Origin of the sequence: Arthrobacter sp. AK01 (genome assembly GCF_021109375.1) — a bacterium.
Lineage (GTDB): Bacteria > Actinomycetota > Actinomycetes > Actinomycetales > Micrococcaceae > Arthrobacter.
Window position 1 is genome coordinate 1 of the sequence record NZ_JAJOHP010000039.1, and the last position, 17,851, is coordinate 17,851.

Sequence of the window (17,851 nt, forward strand, 5' to 3'; positions counted from 1 at the left end):
GTGCAGTTCCGCGCCGAGGCCCTCTACGTATTCAAAGGTTCGAGCTGTTGTTTGGTGCCACCAATTATCGATGGTTCACTTGTGAGGCCGCCAACACCACATAACCTTGGAACCGGATCGTGACGCGATGTCAACGCCGGTAGAAGGTGAGCCATCTCGCGGATTGAAAAGTGGCCCATGTTGACGTTGCTTGCACTGCCGTATTCTTCGATCCTGTCGAGGGCAACGAGACCGTTTACGTGTGTTGAGCCGGTGGCTGGAGACGGGGCGAAAGGAAAGTTCGAGGCCAGGATAAGAGAGGCGTGCTCGTAGCAGGAGGAGACGAACTGACAGCAGAGGTTCGCGGTGTCATCGACGGACCTGCCGATCGCCTGCGGTTTCACGGAGTAGTCTCTGGACCCCATCCGGCCGTAGTTGTCCCGATGGATCCTGACTCTCGCAGCGAACCCTGTCACGGCGGAACCGGAGGCAGCGGCAACATCGCGGCCTGTCCTGGGCGAGCAGTTCCGTGGCCGGCCCCCGGTTCGCCGGACCAACCGTCTGTCTATCCTGGTCGCGAGGACCCCGCGAAGGCAGCGACTCCGGCGCCATAGCTGTTCCACGGCCGATGGCCGTTTTGCTATCCAAGATCTGCCGCCGCGGCAACCCGCCAAGGGAACCGATCAGGTCCAACATCAGAGCCAGCGGGTCCAATGAACATCCGGGTCGGGAGCATCCGGGCCATAGTGAACCACGAATGCGAGCACACCATCACCAGCAACGACAAAACCCGGGCTTTCCGGTCCCGACGGATATCCGCACCTCCAGGAACCACAGGTCGCATTGGGCATGCTCCCCGGGTTCGCAATTGACCCTGTCCGCTGGATCAGCAAGTGCCTTATCCGGCCGACCGAGCCCAGGTCATGTTCTCCCCGAACCAGGCCAACGACCGGGAACCAGCCCACACCCTCCCCCAGTACCGTCGCCGGCACCCGCGGGTTCTCCGTCACCGACTCCACCTTGGAATGCGGTCCCGGCGGAAAGGAAGAAGCATTCTGAAGATCCGTCAAACAATTAGCTGCGCGTCTTTTGTTCTGCGACCCATGTGAATTCTAGGGGAGAATCGCTGGATGGAAATCTGGGTGAAGATCTTGGCGATTGTGAACGGGTCGTCATGAACAAATCGACGAGCTTCGTCGGCGCTCTCGACTTCAATGACGTAGAGTTGCCCTTCACGGCTTTTTCCGTCGGCGGCCAAAAGCGGCCCACTCATAATGATGTGCGGCGCCCAATGCTCAATGTGGCACTTATGCGACTTCAAGTTTCGCGCCCTTAGCTCCTGCCGATTGGGCCCGTCCAAGCAATATATGGCGTACTGGATCCTAGGCGGAGACGGCTGCATCGATTGCAATTTCTGCTCCGGAAATGTGGCTGCTTGCGTGGGAGGCCAGGAAAAGGACAAGTTGCGCCACATCTTCTGGCTTACCGACCCTTCCCGAGGGGATCGTTTCAGCAATCACGCTCAGAACACCAGGGCCCCCTTCGATCATTGGAGTATCAATCACACCTGGGCAAATGGCGTTAACTCTGATGCCAAAGGCCGCCAGTTCGTAGGCTGCCGCTCGGGACATTCCGCGCACAGCCCACTTGCTGGCAGCGTAGGCGTGCGGCATGCCTGCTCCCTTCAAGCCGGACGTCGAGCACGTGTTGATTATGGATCCGCCTCCGCTCTCCTGCATCAGGGGACCGAGCGTGTGCATTCCCAGATATACACCTGTCTGGTTGACCTCGACGACGCGGCGGTACTCCTCAGGCGAGGTATCAAAAACACCCTTATCGAGCCAGATCCCGGCGTTGTACACGAGAATATCGATCGTTGGAAAGTTCTCACGGATCAGGGTAGCTAGCCGGTTCCACGCTGTCGCGTCTGTAACGTCCATAGCAAAGAACTGGGCCTTTTCCGGCCCGATCTCAGTTGCTATGGACGCCCCCTCTGATGTCTCCAGGTCCACGAGTATGACCTTCGAGCCATTGAGTGCAAGAAGTCTGGCCTCAGCTTCTCCCTGGCCTCCCCTTGATCCGGCTCCGGTGACGACGGCCACGCAGTCTGACAAAAGTCCGGTGGGCATCACTCGGCCTCACCTCGCCGGCACCAAGACAGAGGGAACATCTGGTCGATCATCTCCACGGCCTTGGCCGGATTTCCGTTACTGGGCATCACCTCGAAGGTGACCGTGCCGTGCCATTTTTCTTGATCGAGCAGCTCACGAAGGTAACTAAAGTCGATTTCTCCTACCCCCGGTTCATGCCGGCCGGGGACCCCGGCTATGTCCACGCGTCCCAAATACGGCATGGCGGCCAGCAGGTGCTCTCCGAGCCGGCCCTGCCCGAGTTGCTGGTGGTACGCATCAAAGACAACCATCACGTTCGGGTGGTCTACTTCACGTGCGATGTCAACAACTGACCCTGCGCCGATCCAGAGGTAGCCCGGCAAAAACACCTCATTCAAGTGTTCCAAGATGAGCGTAACGCCGGCGGCCTCAGCCAGCGGAGCGACTTCGCGCAGAGCGTCCACGCAGGCTTGTTGCAAGGAGCTCGCTGGAACAGGCGGTCCAGGAACCACGACTCCACCCGGACGAATGGCATTGGAGAACAGATGAAGTTGGCGTGCGCCGACTCGCACTGCGCATTCCAGCGATTCCCTGACTTCCTGTACAAAGGATTCTCGCTGCGCAGGGTCGCAGGCTGAAAACTCTCTGTTACCGAAGAAACCGTTGATTCCTACACCGGATTCGTGAGCGGCTCTCGCGATGGAGTCGATATCGACGTTCCGCCAGTCCCAGAGATCCACCAGGTCGAAACCGGCACGAGCTGCCGCCCAGACCCGCTCGGGCATGGGCAGTTGGTCCCACATGAAGTGGATTGACACCGATCTGAGGACGCGCCGCCCCGTTCCTACCTCCGTAATCATGCGTCGTTCCCACGCTCTGAGTCGGGAACGCTGACGCAGAGCCCGCGACCAAAGGCTGCTTCAGCCTCCTGGTCGCGGTCGTAGACGATGTCCCCACGGGAGATTGTCATGACAGGCCAGCCTCTCAGATTCCAGCCTTCGTAAAGGCACGTGCCCTTCCCGTCATGCTCAACAACCCGTTCTTCTTCCAAATCCACGACTACCAGATCAGCATCCGAGCCTACGGCCAAGGCACCCTTCTGTGGATACAGTCCGAAACGACGGGCAGGGTTGTAGGAATTGAGCTCCACCAACCGTGAGAGTGACATTCCCCGCTGATGAACCCCGAAATGAAGCATCAGTGAAAGCTCCCACGGAAACGTGACTACGCCGGGCTTCTCCGTCCATAGGTCTCCGCCATTCTTCTTGAAGGGAACATGGTCGGTTCCCAAGGTTCCCACTCCGCCTCCAAGGACTCCCTCCCAGAGACCCTCCAGTTGCACCTGATCCCTCAAGGGGGGAGAAATTTTGGCGGTTGCACTCAGATCGTTGTCATAGGCAGTCCGAGTCAGGTAATGCGGGCAGGTTTCAACAGTGACATCGATCCCCCGGGTACGGGCTTCGCTCGCCATGACCGGCCCTTTAGCAGCAGTTGTATGGACAATATACAAAGGACAGCCCGTGATTTCCGAGAACTTAATCATCCTCGCGATCGCCTCTTCCTCGACGAAGACGGGACGCGACTCGGTGTATGCGGCCAGATCCTGTCGCCCGGTCGCGATCATGTCCTTCTTCAGAAGCTGGACGAGTTCGGTGTTTTCGCAATGTACAGAGACGATTCCGTTGGGAAGTTTGGCGGCTTCCTGCATTGCCCCGAACACCCAAGCGTCTGTCGAAGAAACAATACCGATGGGATTTCCCGGTTCATAGCCCATATGGCACTTGAACGACTGAACACCGGTCAGTCTGGCAATTTCGGGAATCTCTGCCACATGCTCTTCACGCTGAATCCCGAAGTGGAAGCCGAAGTCGATGACGGCGTTGGCTTCGCCCCGTTCCCTCCTGTCTTTGTAGAACGGAACGTACGAACCTTCCATATTCCGAATGAACAGCAGGATGGTTGTAACACCGCCTCGGGCTGCGGCGGCCGTTTCAGTGCGCATGTCGTCGTCATAGCCGTAGTTCACGCCCAAGTGACAATGAGGGTCCACTACCCCTGGCATGACTACTTTGCCGCCAACGTCGATGATTCGGTCGGCATCTGTGAACAATGCGTCATCGCCGATAGCTACGATCCGTCCGCCGGAGATTGCCAGGGCTCCACGCTGTTCGCCAGCATGATCAACGAGACGGGCGTTCTTCAGGACCAGGTCCACCTTCATGAGTTCTTGTCTCCTTCTATGGCCTCAATGCGTTTGGCGATACCACTCCATTGGCTTGCACCCACAGTTATGGGAGCCCTCCGGCCAAGGCCCCGTGCCCACACTGCAGTATGTCCAAGTCCGCGGGCAGCGTTAAGATCCAGCCCCCCTGGCGGGGCTGAAAGATCCATGACTAAGGATTTGGGTGGCAATAGGGCGAGTTTTTCACGGTCCATGACGGAGGAAGGGACCGTGGAAAAGACCATGCACACGGTGGGGGCGACGTTCGAAATTTCATCCAGGTCGTGAGGAACGCACCCTGCCGCCAGGGCGTCTGCACGCTGGACGGGGTTCCGTGCCGCCACATGCACACGGGCACCCAACAGAACGAGAGTCCGCGCGAGCATGCGCCCTATGTTCCCGTGACCGATGACCAGGACGTCTGAGTTGTGGATGGTGATGTCCGTATTGGCGATGACCTGGCCCAAGGCACCTTCAACGATTGCCGGAGCTCTCAACAACATCAGTTCAACGTCATGCTCATATTCACTGAAGCGGACACCGTGGGCCGTTGCGGCCGCTTTCAATTCTTCATTAGGCCATCCCAAGATAATCCATGACCCGGGATTCATCACGGACAGCAAATCTTTGTCAGGTCGAATCGGTTCCGGCGACAAGGGGGCGAACAAGGTGCCGTCCAGAGCTTGGCCCGGGATGGGGAACAGTGCGTAGTCCGCCCCCTCCAAGGCCTCCCGCGCCGAGTCTTCCAACGTAACCCCGTCTACTCCGCCCTCAGGCCAAGGAAAGCCATAGCCGCTGACCCTGGCTCCTGTAAGCGCGGCAAGCCTGGCAATTTCTTGCTCACGCTCGTCACCGCCGATCACTGCGATTTTTCGGTTGTCCAGCTTCACGTAGTTCACTTCCTTCCTTGGCTGTCGCCAAGTTGAGTCAGACCTTGCTCCTATACCCGTACGGACTCAATGAGCCCGTCCCGCGTCATACCCTTCAAACCGAGACGTCCAGCATCCAAACCGGCCGCCAGCAGGTCCCCTCCGACAGCAGTAGCACCAAGCTTCAACAATGCTTCGGCTACAGGAACAGGCGTCTGCGCTATTCGAGCCAGTTCAACGAAAGGCAGTAAACCGAACGCCAGATCTTCTTGGTAATAACGGTGGGAGAAAGAGTCCGGCGCTGCGATGGCAGCATTGGCAGCGCCACCCCTGATTGCCTCGACAGTGTTGCCCGCTTGAGCGGCAGTTTCGTCCACTGTGCCAATGGCTGCCATCTCCGTCGACAGCGGTGGAAGTTCGTGGCCAAAGGCTCTAGCCACTTCCAATCTCTCCATGTCCAGCTGATTCAGGACGCGCCCTACTCCCGCAGTCATTCCTTCAACATAAAAGGTGAAGTCTCCGCCCGTGGCCTCCACCCAGGATGCCCCTAGTACCGCCCCTGGCGGGTGGAGGACCAGATTGACATTGGACAGACTGGAGGCCAGTACGTCGGAGACTTCGGCGCATCCCGGGAACAGTGATTTTGCCTTCAAGACTGCGTCGGCGCCACCTGGCAGAGCCGCAACACGGACTTGGTTTGCCCGCCCGCTGATGTTGACGGCTCCCGTTGTATCTACCCGGGCAACGTAGGTCAAAGTCGAGAACTCTGCTACTGGGGGGACCGAGACGCCGGCACTGGCGAACACTGCACGAAGATGCAGCGCTCCTCCCGTGTGTCCAGGATTCAGGATGATTGGCACCGAACACTTTTCGGTCGCCAATTCCTGAAAGAGACGTGCATGGACAACGCTCGGCAGGCAAACAGCCACTGCCGCGGCACCGTCTATTGCGGCATGGAGGTCCGAGGTCATGGCGCTGATTTTGGCGGCGCCTTCACCGAAAACTCCCCGGTAACGAACGTGTTGATCGACATGAGGGGCGAGTCTGTCAGGGTTGCGATTCCACAGGACTACATCGTGGCCCGCCGCGGTTAACTCGACGGCCGCAGACAGTCCGCCACCTCCAGCACCAAGGACTGCAATGGTCATACCGAGTACCTGGCCAGTTTCTCCCGGTCAACCTCGATTCCGAGGCCTGGACCCTCAGGAGCGAAGACCCGACCGTTTTCGAATTTGAATGGCGTAATGATGACATCGTCCAAGTAGTAGATGCCGGCCGTTGATGGGCCGCCCGCTCCTTCGGGTGTGGATACGGGGCAAACACTGGGTAAGGTAGCGATCTTTGTGGCGCTGGCCAGGTGGAGGTTGGCCGCGTTCCCGATGCCGGTTTCGATGGAACCACCGATATCGCTGTACATGCCCAGCTGCTCTGCAAGATCTGCAACCTGACGGGCCTTGAAAAGTCCTCCTGGTTTGGTCACGTACAGGGAAATGCAGGCAGCGGCGTTCAACGAATTCAATTCGAGGATGTCTTGGACGTTCCACGCTGATTCATCTGCCATAACGGGTGAACTGATCCGCTCAGCGACCTTTGCCAGTCCCGCCGCGCCAATAACCGGCTGCTCGCACAGGAGGATGTCGTACTCTTCCTGCCGCAAGGTGACAGCGACAGCCTCAGAGACCGAGGCATAGCCTTCATTGCCGTCTACCCGGATCTTGATGTCGTCACCGAGGCGCTTACGAAGTTCGCGGACCAGAGTCACATCTCGCTCGGCATCGAGCCCAGTTTTGCATTTGATAGTCAATGCCCCTTCGGAAACCGCAGCCTCTGCCTCCGCATAGCACTTCTCCAACTCCATGATGCCCAAGGAATGCGCTACTTCGATCGAGTTCTTGTGCGCACCCCCCAGCAGGGTGCTGACGGGGACGCCCAAGAACTTGCCTGCGATGTCATAACAAGCAATGTCAATGGCTGCCTTCGCGTAAGGATGGCCCTTGATGACTTTGTCCATTGCCGTGTGGATCAGTGAAATCTCGACTGGGTCCAGGCCCTTGACAGCCGGCAGGAGGTAGTTCTCAATAATGAGGCGCACCGTTTCGGGCGACTCGCCGTAGTACCTCATGTGCGCTCCGCCCCAGGTTGCGCCTGCAGGTGCCTCACCCCAGCCGGTAACATCGGCGTCGGTCTCAATCTCGATAATCGCCGTGTGACCGATGGGAGTGGACATTTTGGAAGCCCAGTTGTGGTCCCGCCGGGCCGGGAGACGGACCAGGTGAACTTTGATGTCAGTGATTTTCATGTCTTCGCCTTTGCTGCTGCAGAAGTTTTGGGTTGTTAGGAGCCAGAGCCGGAAGTCGTCGTAGGTATGTCAAACAGCTCGATTTCATTTCCGTCCGGGTCCTCGATGTAGACGGTGTGGCCATAGGGCCCGGGGCCAGGGCCCCTAACGATCCGGTGTCCTGCGGCCATGGCGCGATTGGCAATGGCATCTATCCCACGGGCCCGGAAGCAAAGGTGCTCCAGAGTCCCACCTGTGCCAGTGGCTTCGGAAGCTCGCTCAACAAGAGCCAGCCCTTGGTGCGTTGCAACGAACTTTCGCCCGTCCCGGAAGTCTTCACGTTTTCGTTCGTTGAATCCAAGAACTTCAAAGTAGAAGCTTTCAGCAGCTTCCAGGTCCTTCGTCTCTAAGAGCAGGTGATGCAGCCCCAAAGCTTGGGGGCGGCTGCCTCGGGCAAGCCAGCCGAGGACTTCCTCCTCGTTTGCCACCACCCCAAGGTACTGACGCCACACGGCTTCGGCAGTGTCAATCCATTCGGGCCTGACAGCGGCGATTCCGTCCTTCACGGCTACGACATCGTAATCCCGCAGATACGCCTCGCGCAGGGTAGTTTCCACGCAGGCGTTGGCCGTCACGCCGGTGACGAACAGCGTCCGGACGCCGAGCATCCGCAACAAGGAATCCAGACGCGTTTCGTAGAAGGCACCAAAGCGATGTTTGGTTACGACATACGTGGGGTCATCGACGAGGTCCGCTACTTCGTCCACGAAATCTGCGTCCCACGTACCCGAGAGCGCGGAGACGCGGGCCCTTTTCTGAGTGTGGGAAGCGAGCACTTTGGCATCCCGTGAGACGTCCTTTTCCAGATGTATTTGTTGGGTCCAAATGACGGGAAGACCTGCCGCTTTGAACTGCTCTGCAAGACGTCGGATGGACTTCATCGCATGTTGGGCAGGGGCAATATTTACCCCGGACAAGCCCAGCGTGCCCTCGGGATGAACAAAGGCATTCTGTGGATCGATAACAAGAAGGGCAGCAGATTCCCGGGGCAGTCCACCCAGCGGTGATTCTTGCATCAGATGTCCGTCCTATCGATGCCGAGGACGCCGGCGCGCGCCCAATTGTCTAGTGAGTACTCGGAAATGGCAACGTGCAGGCCTTCCGCCTTGGCGCCTGCGTGCTCGACCATTGCCTCTGTTACTGCTTTGGTCAGGGCGCGCTTCTGCTCTGCAGTTCGCCCTTCGAACATATGGATTTCAATAAACGGCATCTTTGCCCTTACTCGCGATGTTTGCGGCGCATGCCCGCGCCACTTAGGGATATTTTGACGGCGAAGCCGGGTGCCCGGCTCGTGTTCGCGACGGCGAAATCAAGCACGCTGGCCCCCTTGACTTTCGTGAGGGATGAATCAAATATTGGGAACACGGTGAAACATATCACATGTCATGCCAGTTGTTGAAGGGTTTTTTTCTCCCGCCGGTGACATCGGCGCTCACTGATTCCGCTAGCGGAAGGGACATGCGGCTTCAGCCGCGCACCTCCGACTGGCTCCCTCCTATGAAGGACACCATGCGATCCAAACGCGTATCAGGACTTTTGGCCTCAATGGCCGTACTGGCTCTCAGTGCTACGGGATGTGCGAGCACAACTCAGTCCGGGTCCGGTTCCCAGAACGGTCAACCCGCACAGGCGCCACCCCAACAGACAGCCACGATACTAATGAATTACTTCGCCCAGGCAGAACAGGGCGGCTACTGGGACGCCATGCAAAAGAAAGCCGCAGAGCGCGACGGCGTAATGCTGGACGTGAGACAGGGCGGACCCGGAATACAAACCATCCCCCAAGTGGCGGCTGGCCAAGCGGACTTCGGCATCGGCAATGCCGATGAAATTCTGCTTGCTAGGAAGAACGGCCTTCCAGTGGTCGCAGTTGCCGCGGCGTATGACACGAACCTCTTCGCCATGCTGTCACACAAGGATCTTGACATCAGCTCATTCCACGATCTCAACGGTCATCAGGTTTCCCGACGGCCGGCGCCGTACTTCGACTACCTCAAGGCGACGTTCGCCCTCGACAAAATTGAGGAAATCAATTTCACCGGATCGTTCGCTGATTTTCAGCGGAACCATGGGCTGATTCAGCAGGGCTTCGTTACAGGCGATGTGTTCAAGGCCAAGAAGGAGGGGATCGATATTAATGTGCTCAGCGTCGCAAAGGACGGTGGTTACAACCCCTACGGCTTGGTCCTCTTCACAACCGAGAAGACCGTGCAGGAAAAGCCAGACTTCGTGGCGGCCGTAGTACGGGCGAGCATCCAGGGGTGGGAGAACTTCCTGAAGGACCCCTCCGACGCCAAGGCAGCCGTCATGGCAGCCAATCCGGACGCCGATGAAGCAACTTTTGATTTCTCCGCAACCACGATAGCCCAGGGCGGTTACCTAGGTAGCAAGGTTGGCGCCATGAAGCCCGAGCGTTGGAACGTCCTGCGCGACCAGCTCGTGTCCGTCGGCTTGATCCCAAAGGACTTCGACTCTGGCGCCGCTTACACAACGGAATTTCTCCCCAAGGACTGACGAACAACGAGAAAACAAAGAACGCAGACCTGTCTTGACAACCGTCCAAGTCGGGGCAACCATGAGTAATGGAGATCACAGGTAACACGTCAGTCCAGTTGTAGAACTGACAATCAACGCTTGGCGGTAAACGCCTGGCCTCCCCAGCACTTTGCACGAGTTCCACTTCAAAGGAGTCCTACATGATGACGCACGATCCACACATCGACGTCGCCGGCGCATCGAAAACGTACCCCAACGGGACGATCGCCTTGCAGCCAGTTGAGCTGCAGGTAGCCAAAGGAGAATTTGTCTCCCTTCTCGGTCCTTCCGGCTGCGGGAAGTCGACACTCCTGCGCATTATTGCAGGACTGTCCGCGCCCTCTTCCGGTGAGGTTGCGATACCGAAAGACGACCGCCGCGCCTTTGTTTTCCAGGATGCGACGCTGCTTCCGTGGAGAACGGTCGAGGGAAACGCGAGTCTTATCTGCGAGCTGGAAAGCATCGACAAGACCGAAAGGCGCAAGCGTGTAGCGGCAGCCCTGAAGATGGTCGGGTTGGAAGGGTTTGAACGCTCCTATCCGAGGAATCTGTCAGGCGGAATGAAGATGCGTCTGTCTCTTGCGAGGGCACTGGCACTACAGCCCGAACTATTCCTCATGGACGAACCGTTCTCTGCCTTGGACGAACTCACCCGCGAGATCCTGCAGGACGAACTCCTGCGCATCTGGCTTTCAAAAGGGTTCACCTCTGTTTTCGTCACCCACAATCTCTATGAAGCCATTTACCTTTCCAACCGAGTGGTGGTCATGTCTGCACGTCCTGGCCGCGTTGAACGTATCTTCGATGTCCCGTTTGCGTATCCCCGCACGCCAGAGCTCCGTCGAACTCATGAGTTCACTGCCCTGAGCGTTGAAATATCAGAATGCCTCCGTGAAAGGGCAAACGCATGACCACGCAGCTATCAAAGTCCGCCCCCCTTACAGCCAACGGAACTGCAGGACAAAAATTAAACAAGACACCTAAACCCAAATCAGTCCTGGTCTCCGTCCTGCCACCTGCAATTGTCCTAGTGTTGGTCCTCACCGGATGGTCAGTTCTCGCTGGCACCGTTTATGGAGACCGAAACTATCTGCTTCCCAGACCTGAGCAGGTTCTTCAGGCCATCGTCGAGAATCCAGAGACTCTTCTACAGGGACTTCGGATCACTTTCCTTGAGGCTGCGGCAGGCTTCGCTCTCGCTATCATCGTAGGATTTGCGGCAGCGATCATCATGAGCCAATCGAAGATGCTCGAACGCAGCCTCTATCCCTACGCTGTTCTTCTACAGACGGTCCCGGTGGTAGCAGTCGCACCCATCATCGTCCTCTGGTTCGGCTACAACCAGACGGCAGTCATTGTGATCGCGTTCATGATTTCCGTCTTCCCAATCTTGAACAACACTTTGCTGGGACTCCTCTCGACGGACAGGAATCACCGTGACCTCTTCAGGATGCACCATGCCAGTCGGACCACAGAGTTCCTCCAGCTGCGGCTGCCGAGCGCTCTCCCGAATATCTTCGCCGGGCTGCGGGTTTCGGCGGGTTTGGCCGTCGTGGGTGCCATTGTGGGCGAATTCATTATCGGCAGCGGTGGAGAAGAGGGCGGCTTGGGGGTAAAAGTACTTTTCGCACAATCCCGGCTCGCCACTGGACTGCTCTTCGCAGAGGTCCTCGCAGCAACGCTCCTCGGGTTCGCGTTCTTCATCGTCGTCACCCTCCTTGGCAACCGTCTGATCAAACACTGGCATGAATCAGCGCTCAAGGATGACGCCTAGACCCCTCCAGCTTCACTGGAAGCATCTGTTACTCCCGAAGGAAATTATGAAATTCTCAGGTATGGCTCGGATCGCGGCCACCGCGGCCGTCGTCGCATTCTTTACAACATCGTGCGCAAACAGCGCCGGTGACTCCCCCAGCCAAGACAAGCCTCAAACTGTTTCCGTCCTCATGAACTGGTTTGCCCAAGCCGAACAGGGGGGCTACTGGGACACGATGACAAACCAGTATGGAAAAGATGCCGGTGTCACCCTGGATGTAAAACAGGGCGGGCCAGGGATTCAAACTATCCCCCAAGTCGCCGCCGGCCAGGCTGACTTCGGTGTCGCCAATGCTGACGAAGTCCTTCTTGCCCGCAAGAATGGATTGCCAATTGTGGCCGTAGCTGCTGCATATGACACGAATCTCCAGTGCATGATGTCGCATCAATCGCAAGGCATCAATGGTTTCAAAGACATCGACGGGCACCAGGTCTCAAGGGTTCCCAGTCCGTACTTCGACTACATCAAGTCTCACTTTGACTTGCAAAAGATCCAGGATATCAATTACACGGGCTCCCTTGCTGACTTCAAACGCAATGAAAATCTGGTCCAGCAATGCTTCGTCACATCAGATGTATTCAACGCGAAGCAGGAGGGTATCGACGTCAATATCCTCAGCGTAGCTAAGGATGCCGGGTACAACCCCTACGGTCTATTGCTGTTCACAACGGACAAAGTGGTGAAGGAACAGCCGGAAGTTGTCCGCCGGGTTGTGTCCGCATCCATCGAGGGCTGGAAGAATTTCGTCAAGAATCCCGCCGACGCAAAGTCGTCGATCATGAAATCCAATAAAGATACCGATGAGGCCACCTTTGACGGTTCGGCTCGGATCATTCAACAAGGGGATTACCTGGGCAGCCAGATCGGCAAGATGACTGAAGAGCGCTGGAGCACGCTGCGGGACCAACTGGCCTCCATCGGGCAGCTTCCCTCTGACTTTGACGTCACCAAGTCGTTCACAAACGACTTCCTCCCGAACTAGGTGTTCAGGCTAAAGCCCTGTTTGAGCGCGGGAGAACCGTGCCTCCAACGGGCCGGCCTGGACCTCAATCACTAATGAAAGCGTGTGTAATCGTGTCATCATTCACCAAGCGCGGACCCTGGACTCCATTGGATCTTGGTCCGAGCACAAATCCTTTCCTGTTCGCTGGTGCAGATCCTCTGGGCAGTTTCGATCCAGCAACCGGTGAGCTTGTTGCTCGAGTTTCCACGTCCACAGTCGGTCAAGTGGACGAAGCGGTCGAAAGGGCCGAACATGCCTTCAGGAAATCCGTGTGGCGCAACGACGGAGCACTGCGGGCGAGGGTCCTTTTCCGCTGGGCAGAGCGGATGCGCCAGAACCTTGAGGCGCTTGCCGAGTTGCTGACGAGGGAGCAAGGCAAAACAATCAGCCAGGCTAGGGGTGAAGTCCTCAGTAGCATCAGCATGATTGAATTTAACGCGGGGTGTGCCCGATCGCTCTTTGGCCGTTCCAGTGCACTTAAAGACGGTGTTCATGGCGTTGTTCTCAGAGAGCCTATAGGTGTCATCGCAGCCATAACGCCATGGAACTATCCTCTCAATTTGACCATCCGGGCAGTGGCACCCGCGCTGGCCGCAGGAAACGCCGTCTTGGTCAAGCCCGCTAGCTTGACGCCGGCGGTCGTCGTCCAAGCTCTAAGCCTCTTGGCGAAAGACCACGACCTGCCAGATGGCATTCTTGCCGCCGTCGTGGGTCCAGGAGCAACTGTTGGTGATCGGCTGGTAACTCACGAGGGCATCGGGATGGTTGCATTCACCGGCGATTCCGTAACCGGAATCAACGTTATGAAACGTGCTGCCGACGGCCTGAAAAAGGTCTCCCTTGAGCTGGGAGGAAAATCGCCTAACATCGTTTTCGCGGACGCCAACATGGAGAAGGCTCTGGCTGGAGCCGAAAACGCAGTATTCTCATCTGCCGGTCAAATTTGCACCGCTGGCAGCCGATTGCTGCTGGAGGAAAGCATTCACGATGAGTTCGTGGAGCGACTCGTTGGTCGCGTGAAACAGATGCGCGTGGGCGACGGTCTGGATCCGGCCACGGACATGGGGCCTTTGGTTTCCGCAGATCACAAGAAGACAGTGTGGGAGTATGTCGAGATTGGTCATAAGGACGGAACAGTAGTCGCCGGGGGTGTCCCGCTGGATGAGCAGCCGTATGACAAGGGGAACTTCGTAGCTCCAACAATCGTCACCGATCTTCCCTCAACGTCGAGGCTTATCAAGGAAGAAGTCTTCGGCCCCGTCTTGGCAGTCCAGAAGTTCAGCACGGAAGAGGAAGCCATAAATGTCGCCAACAGCACTGAGTTCGGGCTGGCCTGCGGCCTATGGACGAACAACCTTGACCGTGCTTGGCGCGTCGGAAGAGGCGTCGAAGCAGGAACTGTTTGGATCAATACCTACCACCATTTCTATGGCGAAATGGAAGTGGGGGGGTTCAAAAAATCCGGCATTGGCCGTCAACAGGGTGTGGACGGACTGCTGGAGTTCACGGAATCGAAGCATTTGAACTTCGATTCATCTCCGACCCTCTGGTGAGAGCCACGACGGTTACCGCTTGAGTCGGCCAAGCTCCGCTTGGTAACACCCTCGACTGCCCACGGTGGGCAGCACCACAGCTCAGAATGCTTGATCGATCCCATCGATCAAGCATTCTGAGCTGGTGCAACGAATCTCGGGGAGTGAGTTCCCGATGTGGCCCGAAGGAGGATCCTCCGGGCCACATCGGCGGGGCCCGGTGGGGGCAGAAGGCGGAGTTGGCGGATTTAGGCCGAGCCGCCAGGGCCCCCCCGTTGACCAGGTAAATGGAGCTCCCCCACGGCGTGAGAACGAAAGCGTTGGTCAAGCCTGGAGTGGGACCTTCTGTGAAAGTCTGCGGCTCACCAAGCACGGTAACCCCCGGCATTCGCCGCAGTTGGTTGAGCGTCGCGGCAAGGTCAGGGCAAGTCATCCCCAGATGGCTGGCACCGTGACCGGTGGCGCCAAGCGGCCTTCTCGTCCCCTGCGGGCTCCACCATTGCAGAAGTTCCAGCCGCTGCCCGGCCAGATCCAGCATCACCACCTCGAATTCATCCCGAGGATCGGCACCGATGCGCTGCATGCTCCCGCCATCAGGGTCGCGCATCCGAGCGAGCCGGAAAACAACCTGCGCGTTGAATGCCTCTTGAAAAAACGAAACTGCCTGCTCCAAATTTGGTACGTTCAGGCCATAGTGGTCGATGCGGACCTGGGAAGCTGAGGGGCTGCTCATGCTTCGATCCTGAACAGCTTTTCCGTGTCGATGACGTCAGAGAGAACCCGGGGACCCGTAGCACCTATCGAGACCATGTCCTTGATCTGCATGCCGAAGCCGTAGCCGCTTCTGTACACCAAAGGCTCCATTCCCAGCACCATGCCTTCCTCGATCGGCTGGTTTGAATAAGGGCCGAAGTACGGTGCCTCATGAAGATTAACGCCAATGGAGTGCGCCACGAAGGAGATGGCAGGCAGACCGAGTTCATCAAACTTGGCTCGATATTTTTCGTAGACCCTGTTTGAGCTCGCGCCCGGAATCATTTCCTCCAGAATCAGTTGCTTGCAGTCCACCAGGTTCTGATAGATCCGTTCTGCCTCTGGCGGCGGATCGCCGACGACTGCAGTTCGACAGACACCGGCCTGGTACCCATCAATGACAGAGAAGATCTCGACACGACAGACGTCTCCGGACTTGAGGACGCGGTTACTTGGACCAACGTTCGGCAACTGGCTACGCTCTCCCGTAGCTACAATCATGAGCTTGAACTGCTGTGCGCCTTGCTCATAGACGCTTCGGGTGAGAGCGCTTGCCAAATCCATCTCGGAACTGCCAGCCCTCACGGAATCAAGGGAAGACCTGATGGCCTCATCCGAAATTCTAGATAGGCGCTCGAGCAGCGCCATCTCCGAGGGCGTCTTGATTTGCCGTGCACGCACCAACAGCTCCTCAGCGGGCAAAAACTGGATCGAGGGCAGTAATTGGGATAGTTCGGCATGTTCGGCAACAGAGAGATAAGAGAGTTCGGCAGCAACTCGCCCGCTGTCGAGGCCCCAGTCCTTCAGCAATGTGGCGACAGTCTCCATGGGTCGATCGACGAACTCTCGCCAGACCCGGATTTCGGCTTTCTGCTCCGCCGCCCGTACGGTCGTCTCTTCCATATCGACGCACACGATGGCATTTCTCCCGTCGACATGCAGAAGGGTGGCGGCAACACGCCACCTCATTAGTGGCTGGGACGGTATGACGAACCCGGCCGCGTATGCGTTGTTCTCCGGCGAGAGGCACAGAAGTGCATCCATGCCGCGCTCAGCCATCATGGACCTCAGACGGTCCTCGACTTCGTGCCTCATAAATCCTCCAGGGTCTTGGGATGTAGATCTTCCAAACTGGTATTACAACAGATATCCTATAAGTATCCGCATAGTTGTGGCGAGACTCAATCCCAAAAATCGCAAGGTGAGGAAACCTCTTGAAAATGAACTTGAGCAGAGAAGGCGACATCACGACGCTCATCGAACACTTGCAGTTCGCAATTACCGCCAACAGTCATGATGAAGTCATCCGCGACGCCGCTGTGCTGGTACGTGGCAAAAAGATTGCCGATATTGGCACCACGCGGGAAGTCCGCGCCCGACTTCAGGGCCGCTCCCCCGACCGGACTATCGATGGTTCAAAAACCGGCATCACACCTGGCTTCATCGATGCCCATGTCCATCTATCGGAGACCCTAAGTCGTGCCGTATTTCCCGATGTTCTAGCCACGCGGGCATGGGTCTTCCATTGGGCTAAACCCTTCTATGCCCATGTCGACGAAGCGGATGAACGCGTGAGCGTCCTGCTCGGCGCGGCGGAGATGCTCCGAAGCGGAACGACCTGCTTCCTTGACATGGGGGCACAGAATGATGCTGGCCTGACGGCTCGTGCTGCCGGTGAAATTGGAATCCGCGGCATCGTTGGTCGCCATGCGGCCGACCGACGTCCGAAGGAGGCACCGCATGGCTGGTCGGAAGAGATGATGGATCACCACTTCTTCGAAAACCATCACATTGCGCTCGATACCCTAAAACGAAGCGTCGAAGAGTGGAACGGTTATGCGGATGGCCGCATTCGTTGCTGGGTCAACATCGAAGGCAAGGAACCCTGCAGCCTTGATCTCCATATCGGAGCCCGTGAGCTGGCAGCGGAAATGGGCGTGGGAACGACATACCATATTGCCACCAGCTTGGAGGAAGCCCAGGTCAGTCACAGAATGCACGGCGAATGGCCGATCACGCGAATCGCCAATCACGGCGGCCTAGGCTCAAATTTGGTATTGGCTCATGCAGTCGCTGTCAGCGACGAGGAGGTTAAAAGGTTGGCTGACCACCAAACCTCGGTTGCTTTCTGCCCATCAAGCTCGCTCAAGCTCGCCAAGGGTGCGGCCGACATAGGAAAGTATCCCGAGATGATGCGGGCCGGCGTTACGGTGGGCCTCGGGACCGATGGTGTCTCGGCGGCTGGAAACCTCAATCTTCATCGCCAGATCCACATCGTGGCGGGGTTATTCAAGGATGCGCGGCGGGATGCGAACCTCGTCGGAGCCCAGAAAGCGATCCGGATGGCCACTATTGACGGCGCGAAGGCCTTGGGGTGGGACGACGAAATCGGCTCCCTTGAAGTCGGTAAGCAAGCGGACATGGTCCTCTTTGACCTTGACCACCACGAATGGACGCCTTATGCCGATCCGATTCAGGCCTTGGTTTACTCCGCCAGCCCGGCCAGCATCACTCAGACCTGGGTGGCCGGCAAACCCGTCTTCAGGGACGGCCAGGTTGAAAATCTGAACGAAAAAGAACTTCGCGAAGAAGCCCGGGACCGGGCGGCAGGAATCGTCTCCCGGGCAGGGCTCGGCGACCACGTTCCCGTCACTACAACCCTGTACGACTAAGCATCACCACCCCTGAGTGGTA

The 17,851-nt window shown here is 57.6% G+C and carries 17 protein-coding genes; 6 read left to right on the top strand and 11 right to left on the bottom strand.

All coding sequences use genetic code 11. From position 1 onward, the window contains the following. Positions 1-1,045: 1,045 nt before the first annotated feature. From LN996_RS14465 to LN996_RS14505, 9 genes are read right to left on the bottom strand one after another with little or no spacing between them, the layout of a single operon-like run. On the bottom strand, positions 1,046-1,453 hold the full coding sequence (locus tag LN996_RS14465; RefSeq protein ID WP_308102728.1) for a YciI family protein: 408 nt from the start codon (positions 1,451-1,453) through the stop codon (positions 1,046-1,048). After that, positions 1,362-2,081 (bottom strand): SDR family NAD(P)-dependent oxidoreductase, encoded by a 720-nt coding sequence (locus tag LN996_RS14470; protein WP_231341063.1) that lies wholly within the window; start codon positions 2,079-2,081, stop codon positions 1,362-1,364. Before LN996_RS14470 ends, LN996_RS14465 begins: the two co-directional genes overlap by 92 nt. Before the next feature lie 26 nt (positions 2,082-2,107). Next, positions 2,108-2,950, bottom strand: a complete 843-nt coding sequence (locus LN996_RS14475; RefSeq protein WP_231341064.1) for a TIM barrel protein — start codon at positions 2,948-2,950, stop codon at positions 2,108-2,110. Next, positions 2,947-4,311 (bottom strand): dihydroorotase family protein, encoded by a 1,365-nt coding sequence (locus LN996_RS14480; RefSeq protein ID WP_231341065.1) that lies wholly within the window; start codon positions 4,309-4,311, stop codon positions 2,947-2,949. Before LN996_RS14480 ends, LN996_RS14475 begins: the two co-directional genes overlap by 4 nt. Further along, positions 4,308-5,210 carry a dipicolinate synthase subunit DpsA gene (locus tag LN996_RS14485; protein ID WP_231341066.1) on the bottom strand — a complete coding sequence of 301 codons (903 nt, stop codon included), beginning with the start codon at positions 5,208-5,210 and terminating at the stop codon, positions 4,308-4,310. The genes LN996_RS14480 and LN996_RS14485 overlap by 4 nt, the downstream gene beginning before the upstream one ends. A 41-nt stretch (positions 5,211-5,251) precedes the next feature. Further along, positions 5,252-6,328: an NAD/NADP octopine/nopaline dehydrogenase family protein gene (locus LN996_RS14490; protein ID WP_231341067.1), complete on the bottom strand. Its 1,077-nt coding sequence runs from the start codon at positions 6,326-6,328 to the stop codon at positions 5,252-5,254. Then, on the bottom strand, positions 6,325-7,479 hold the full coding sequence (locus LN996_RS14495) for a mandelate racemase/muconate lactonizing enzyme family protein (protein ID WP_231341068.1): 1,155 nt from the start codon (positions 7,477-7,479) through the stop codon (positions 6,325-6,327). The genes LN996_RS14490 and LN996_RS14495 overlap by 4 nt, the downstream gene beginning before the upstream one ends. A 35-nt stretch (positions 7,480-7,514) precedes the next feature. Further along, positions 7,515-8,534: an isochorismatase family protein gene (locus LN996_RS14500; RefSeq protein WP_231341069.1), complete on the bottom strand. Its 1,020-nt coding sequence runs from the start codon at positions 8,532-8,534 to the stop codon at positions 7,515-7,517. Continuing rightward, positions 8,534-8,728, bottom strand: a complete 195-nt coding sequence (locus LN996_RS14505; protein WP_231341070.1) for a 2-hydroxymuconate tautomerase — start codon at positions 8,726-8,728, stop codon at positions 8,534-8,536. The genes LN996_RS14500 and LN996_RS14505 overlap by 1 nt, the downstream gene beginning before the upstream one ends. A gap of 449 nt (positions 8,729-9,177) precedes the next feature. On the opposite strand from LN996_RS14505, the gene LN996_RS14510 reads away from it, so the two are divergent. From LN996_RS14510 to LN996_RS14530, 5 genes are all read left to right on the top strand, one after another. Further along, a complete protein-coding gene (locus LN996_RS14510; protein WP_231341071.1) occupies positions 9,178-10,032 on the top strand; it encodes an ABC transporter substrate-binding protein in 855 nt (284 codons plus the stop codon). Positions 10,033-10,214: 182 nt separating this feature from the next. Then, positions 10,215-10,964, top strand: coding sequence for an ABC transporter ATP-binding protein (locus tag LN996_RS14515; protein WP_231341072.1), 750 nt, complete (start codon positions 10,215-10,217; stop codon positions 10,962-10,964). Next, positions 10,961-11,827, top strand: a complete 867-nt coding sequence (locus LN996_RS14520) for an ABC transporter permease (protein WP_231341073.1) — start codon at positions 10,961-10,963, stop codon at positions 11,825-11,827. Before LN996_RS14515 ends, LN996_RS14520 begins: the two co-directional genes overlap by 4 nt. A 46-nt stretch (positions 11,828-11,873) precedes the next feature. Continuing rightward, complete coding sequence (locus tag LN996_RS14525) at positions 11,874-12,851, top strand: ABC transporter substrate-binding protein (protein ID WP_231341074.1); 978 nt, start codon at positions 11,874-11,876, stop codon at positions 12,849-12,851. Between the two features lie 74 nt (positions 12,852-12,925). Beyond that, positions 12,926-14,425, top strand: coding sequence for an aldehyde dehydrogenase (locus LN996_RS14530; protein ID WP_256491422.1), 1,500 nt, complete (start codon positions 12,926-12,928; stop codon positions 14,423-14,425). Here LN996_RS14530 and LN996_RS23880 read toward each other — a convergent pair. Together LN996_RS23880 and LN996_RS14540 are read right to left on the bottom strand one after the other, a co-directional pair. After that, on the bottom strand, positions 14,376-15,137 hold the full coding sequence (locus LN996_RS23880) for a VOC family protein (protein WP_374202224.1): 762 nt from the start codon (positions 15,135-15,137) through the stop codon (positions 14,376-14,378). The genes LN996_RS14530 and LN996_RS23880 overlap by 50 nt on opposite strands. Continuing rightward, the gene (locus tag LN996_RS14540) at positions 15,134-16,252 is read right to left on the bottom strand and encodes a Xaa-Pro peptidase family protein (RefSeq protein WP_269215738.1); all 1,119 of its coding nucleotides are present in this window, start codon (positions 16,250-16,252) and stop codon (positions 15,134-15,136) included. The genes LN996_RS23880 and LN996_RS14540 overlap by 4 nt, the downstream gene beginning before the upstream one ends. Before the next feature lie 125 nt (positions 16,253-16,377). Between LN996_RS14540 and LN996_RS14545 the strand changes: the two genes are divergently transcribed. Then, positions 16,378-17,829 carry an amidohydrolase family protein gene (locus LN996_RS14545; protein WP_231341100.1) on the top strand — a complete coding sequence of 484 codons (1,452 nt, stop codon included), beginning with the start codon at positions 16,378-16,380 and terminating at the stop codon, positions 17,827-17,829. Positions 17,830-17,851 lie beyond the last annotated feature (22 nt).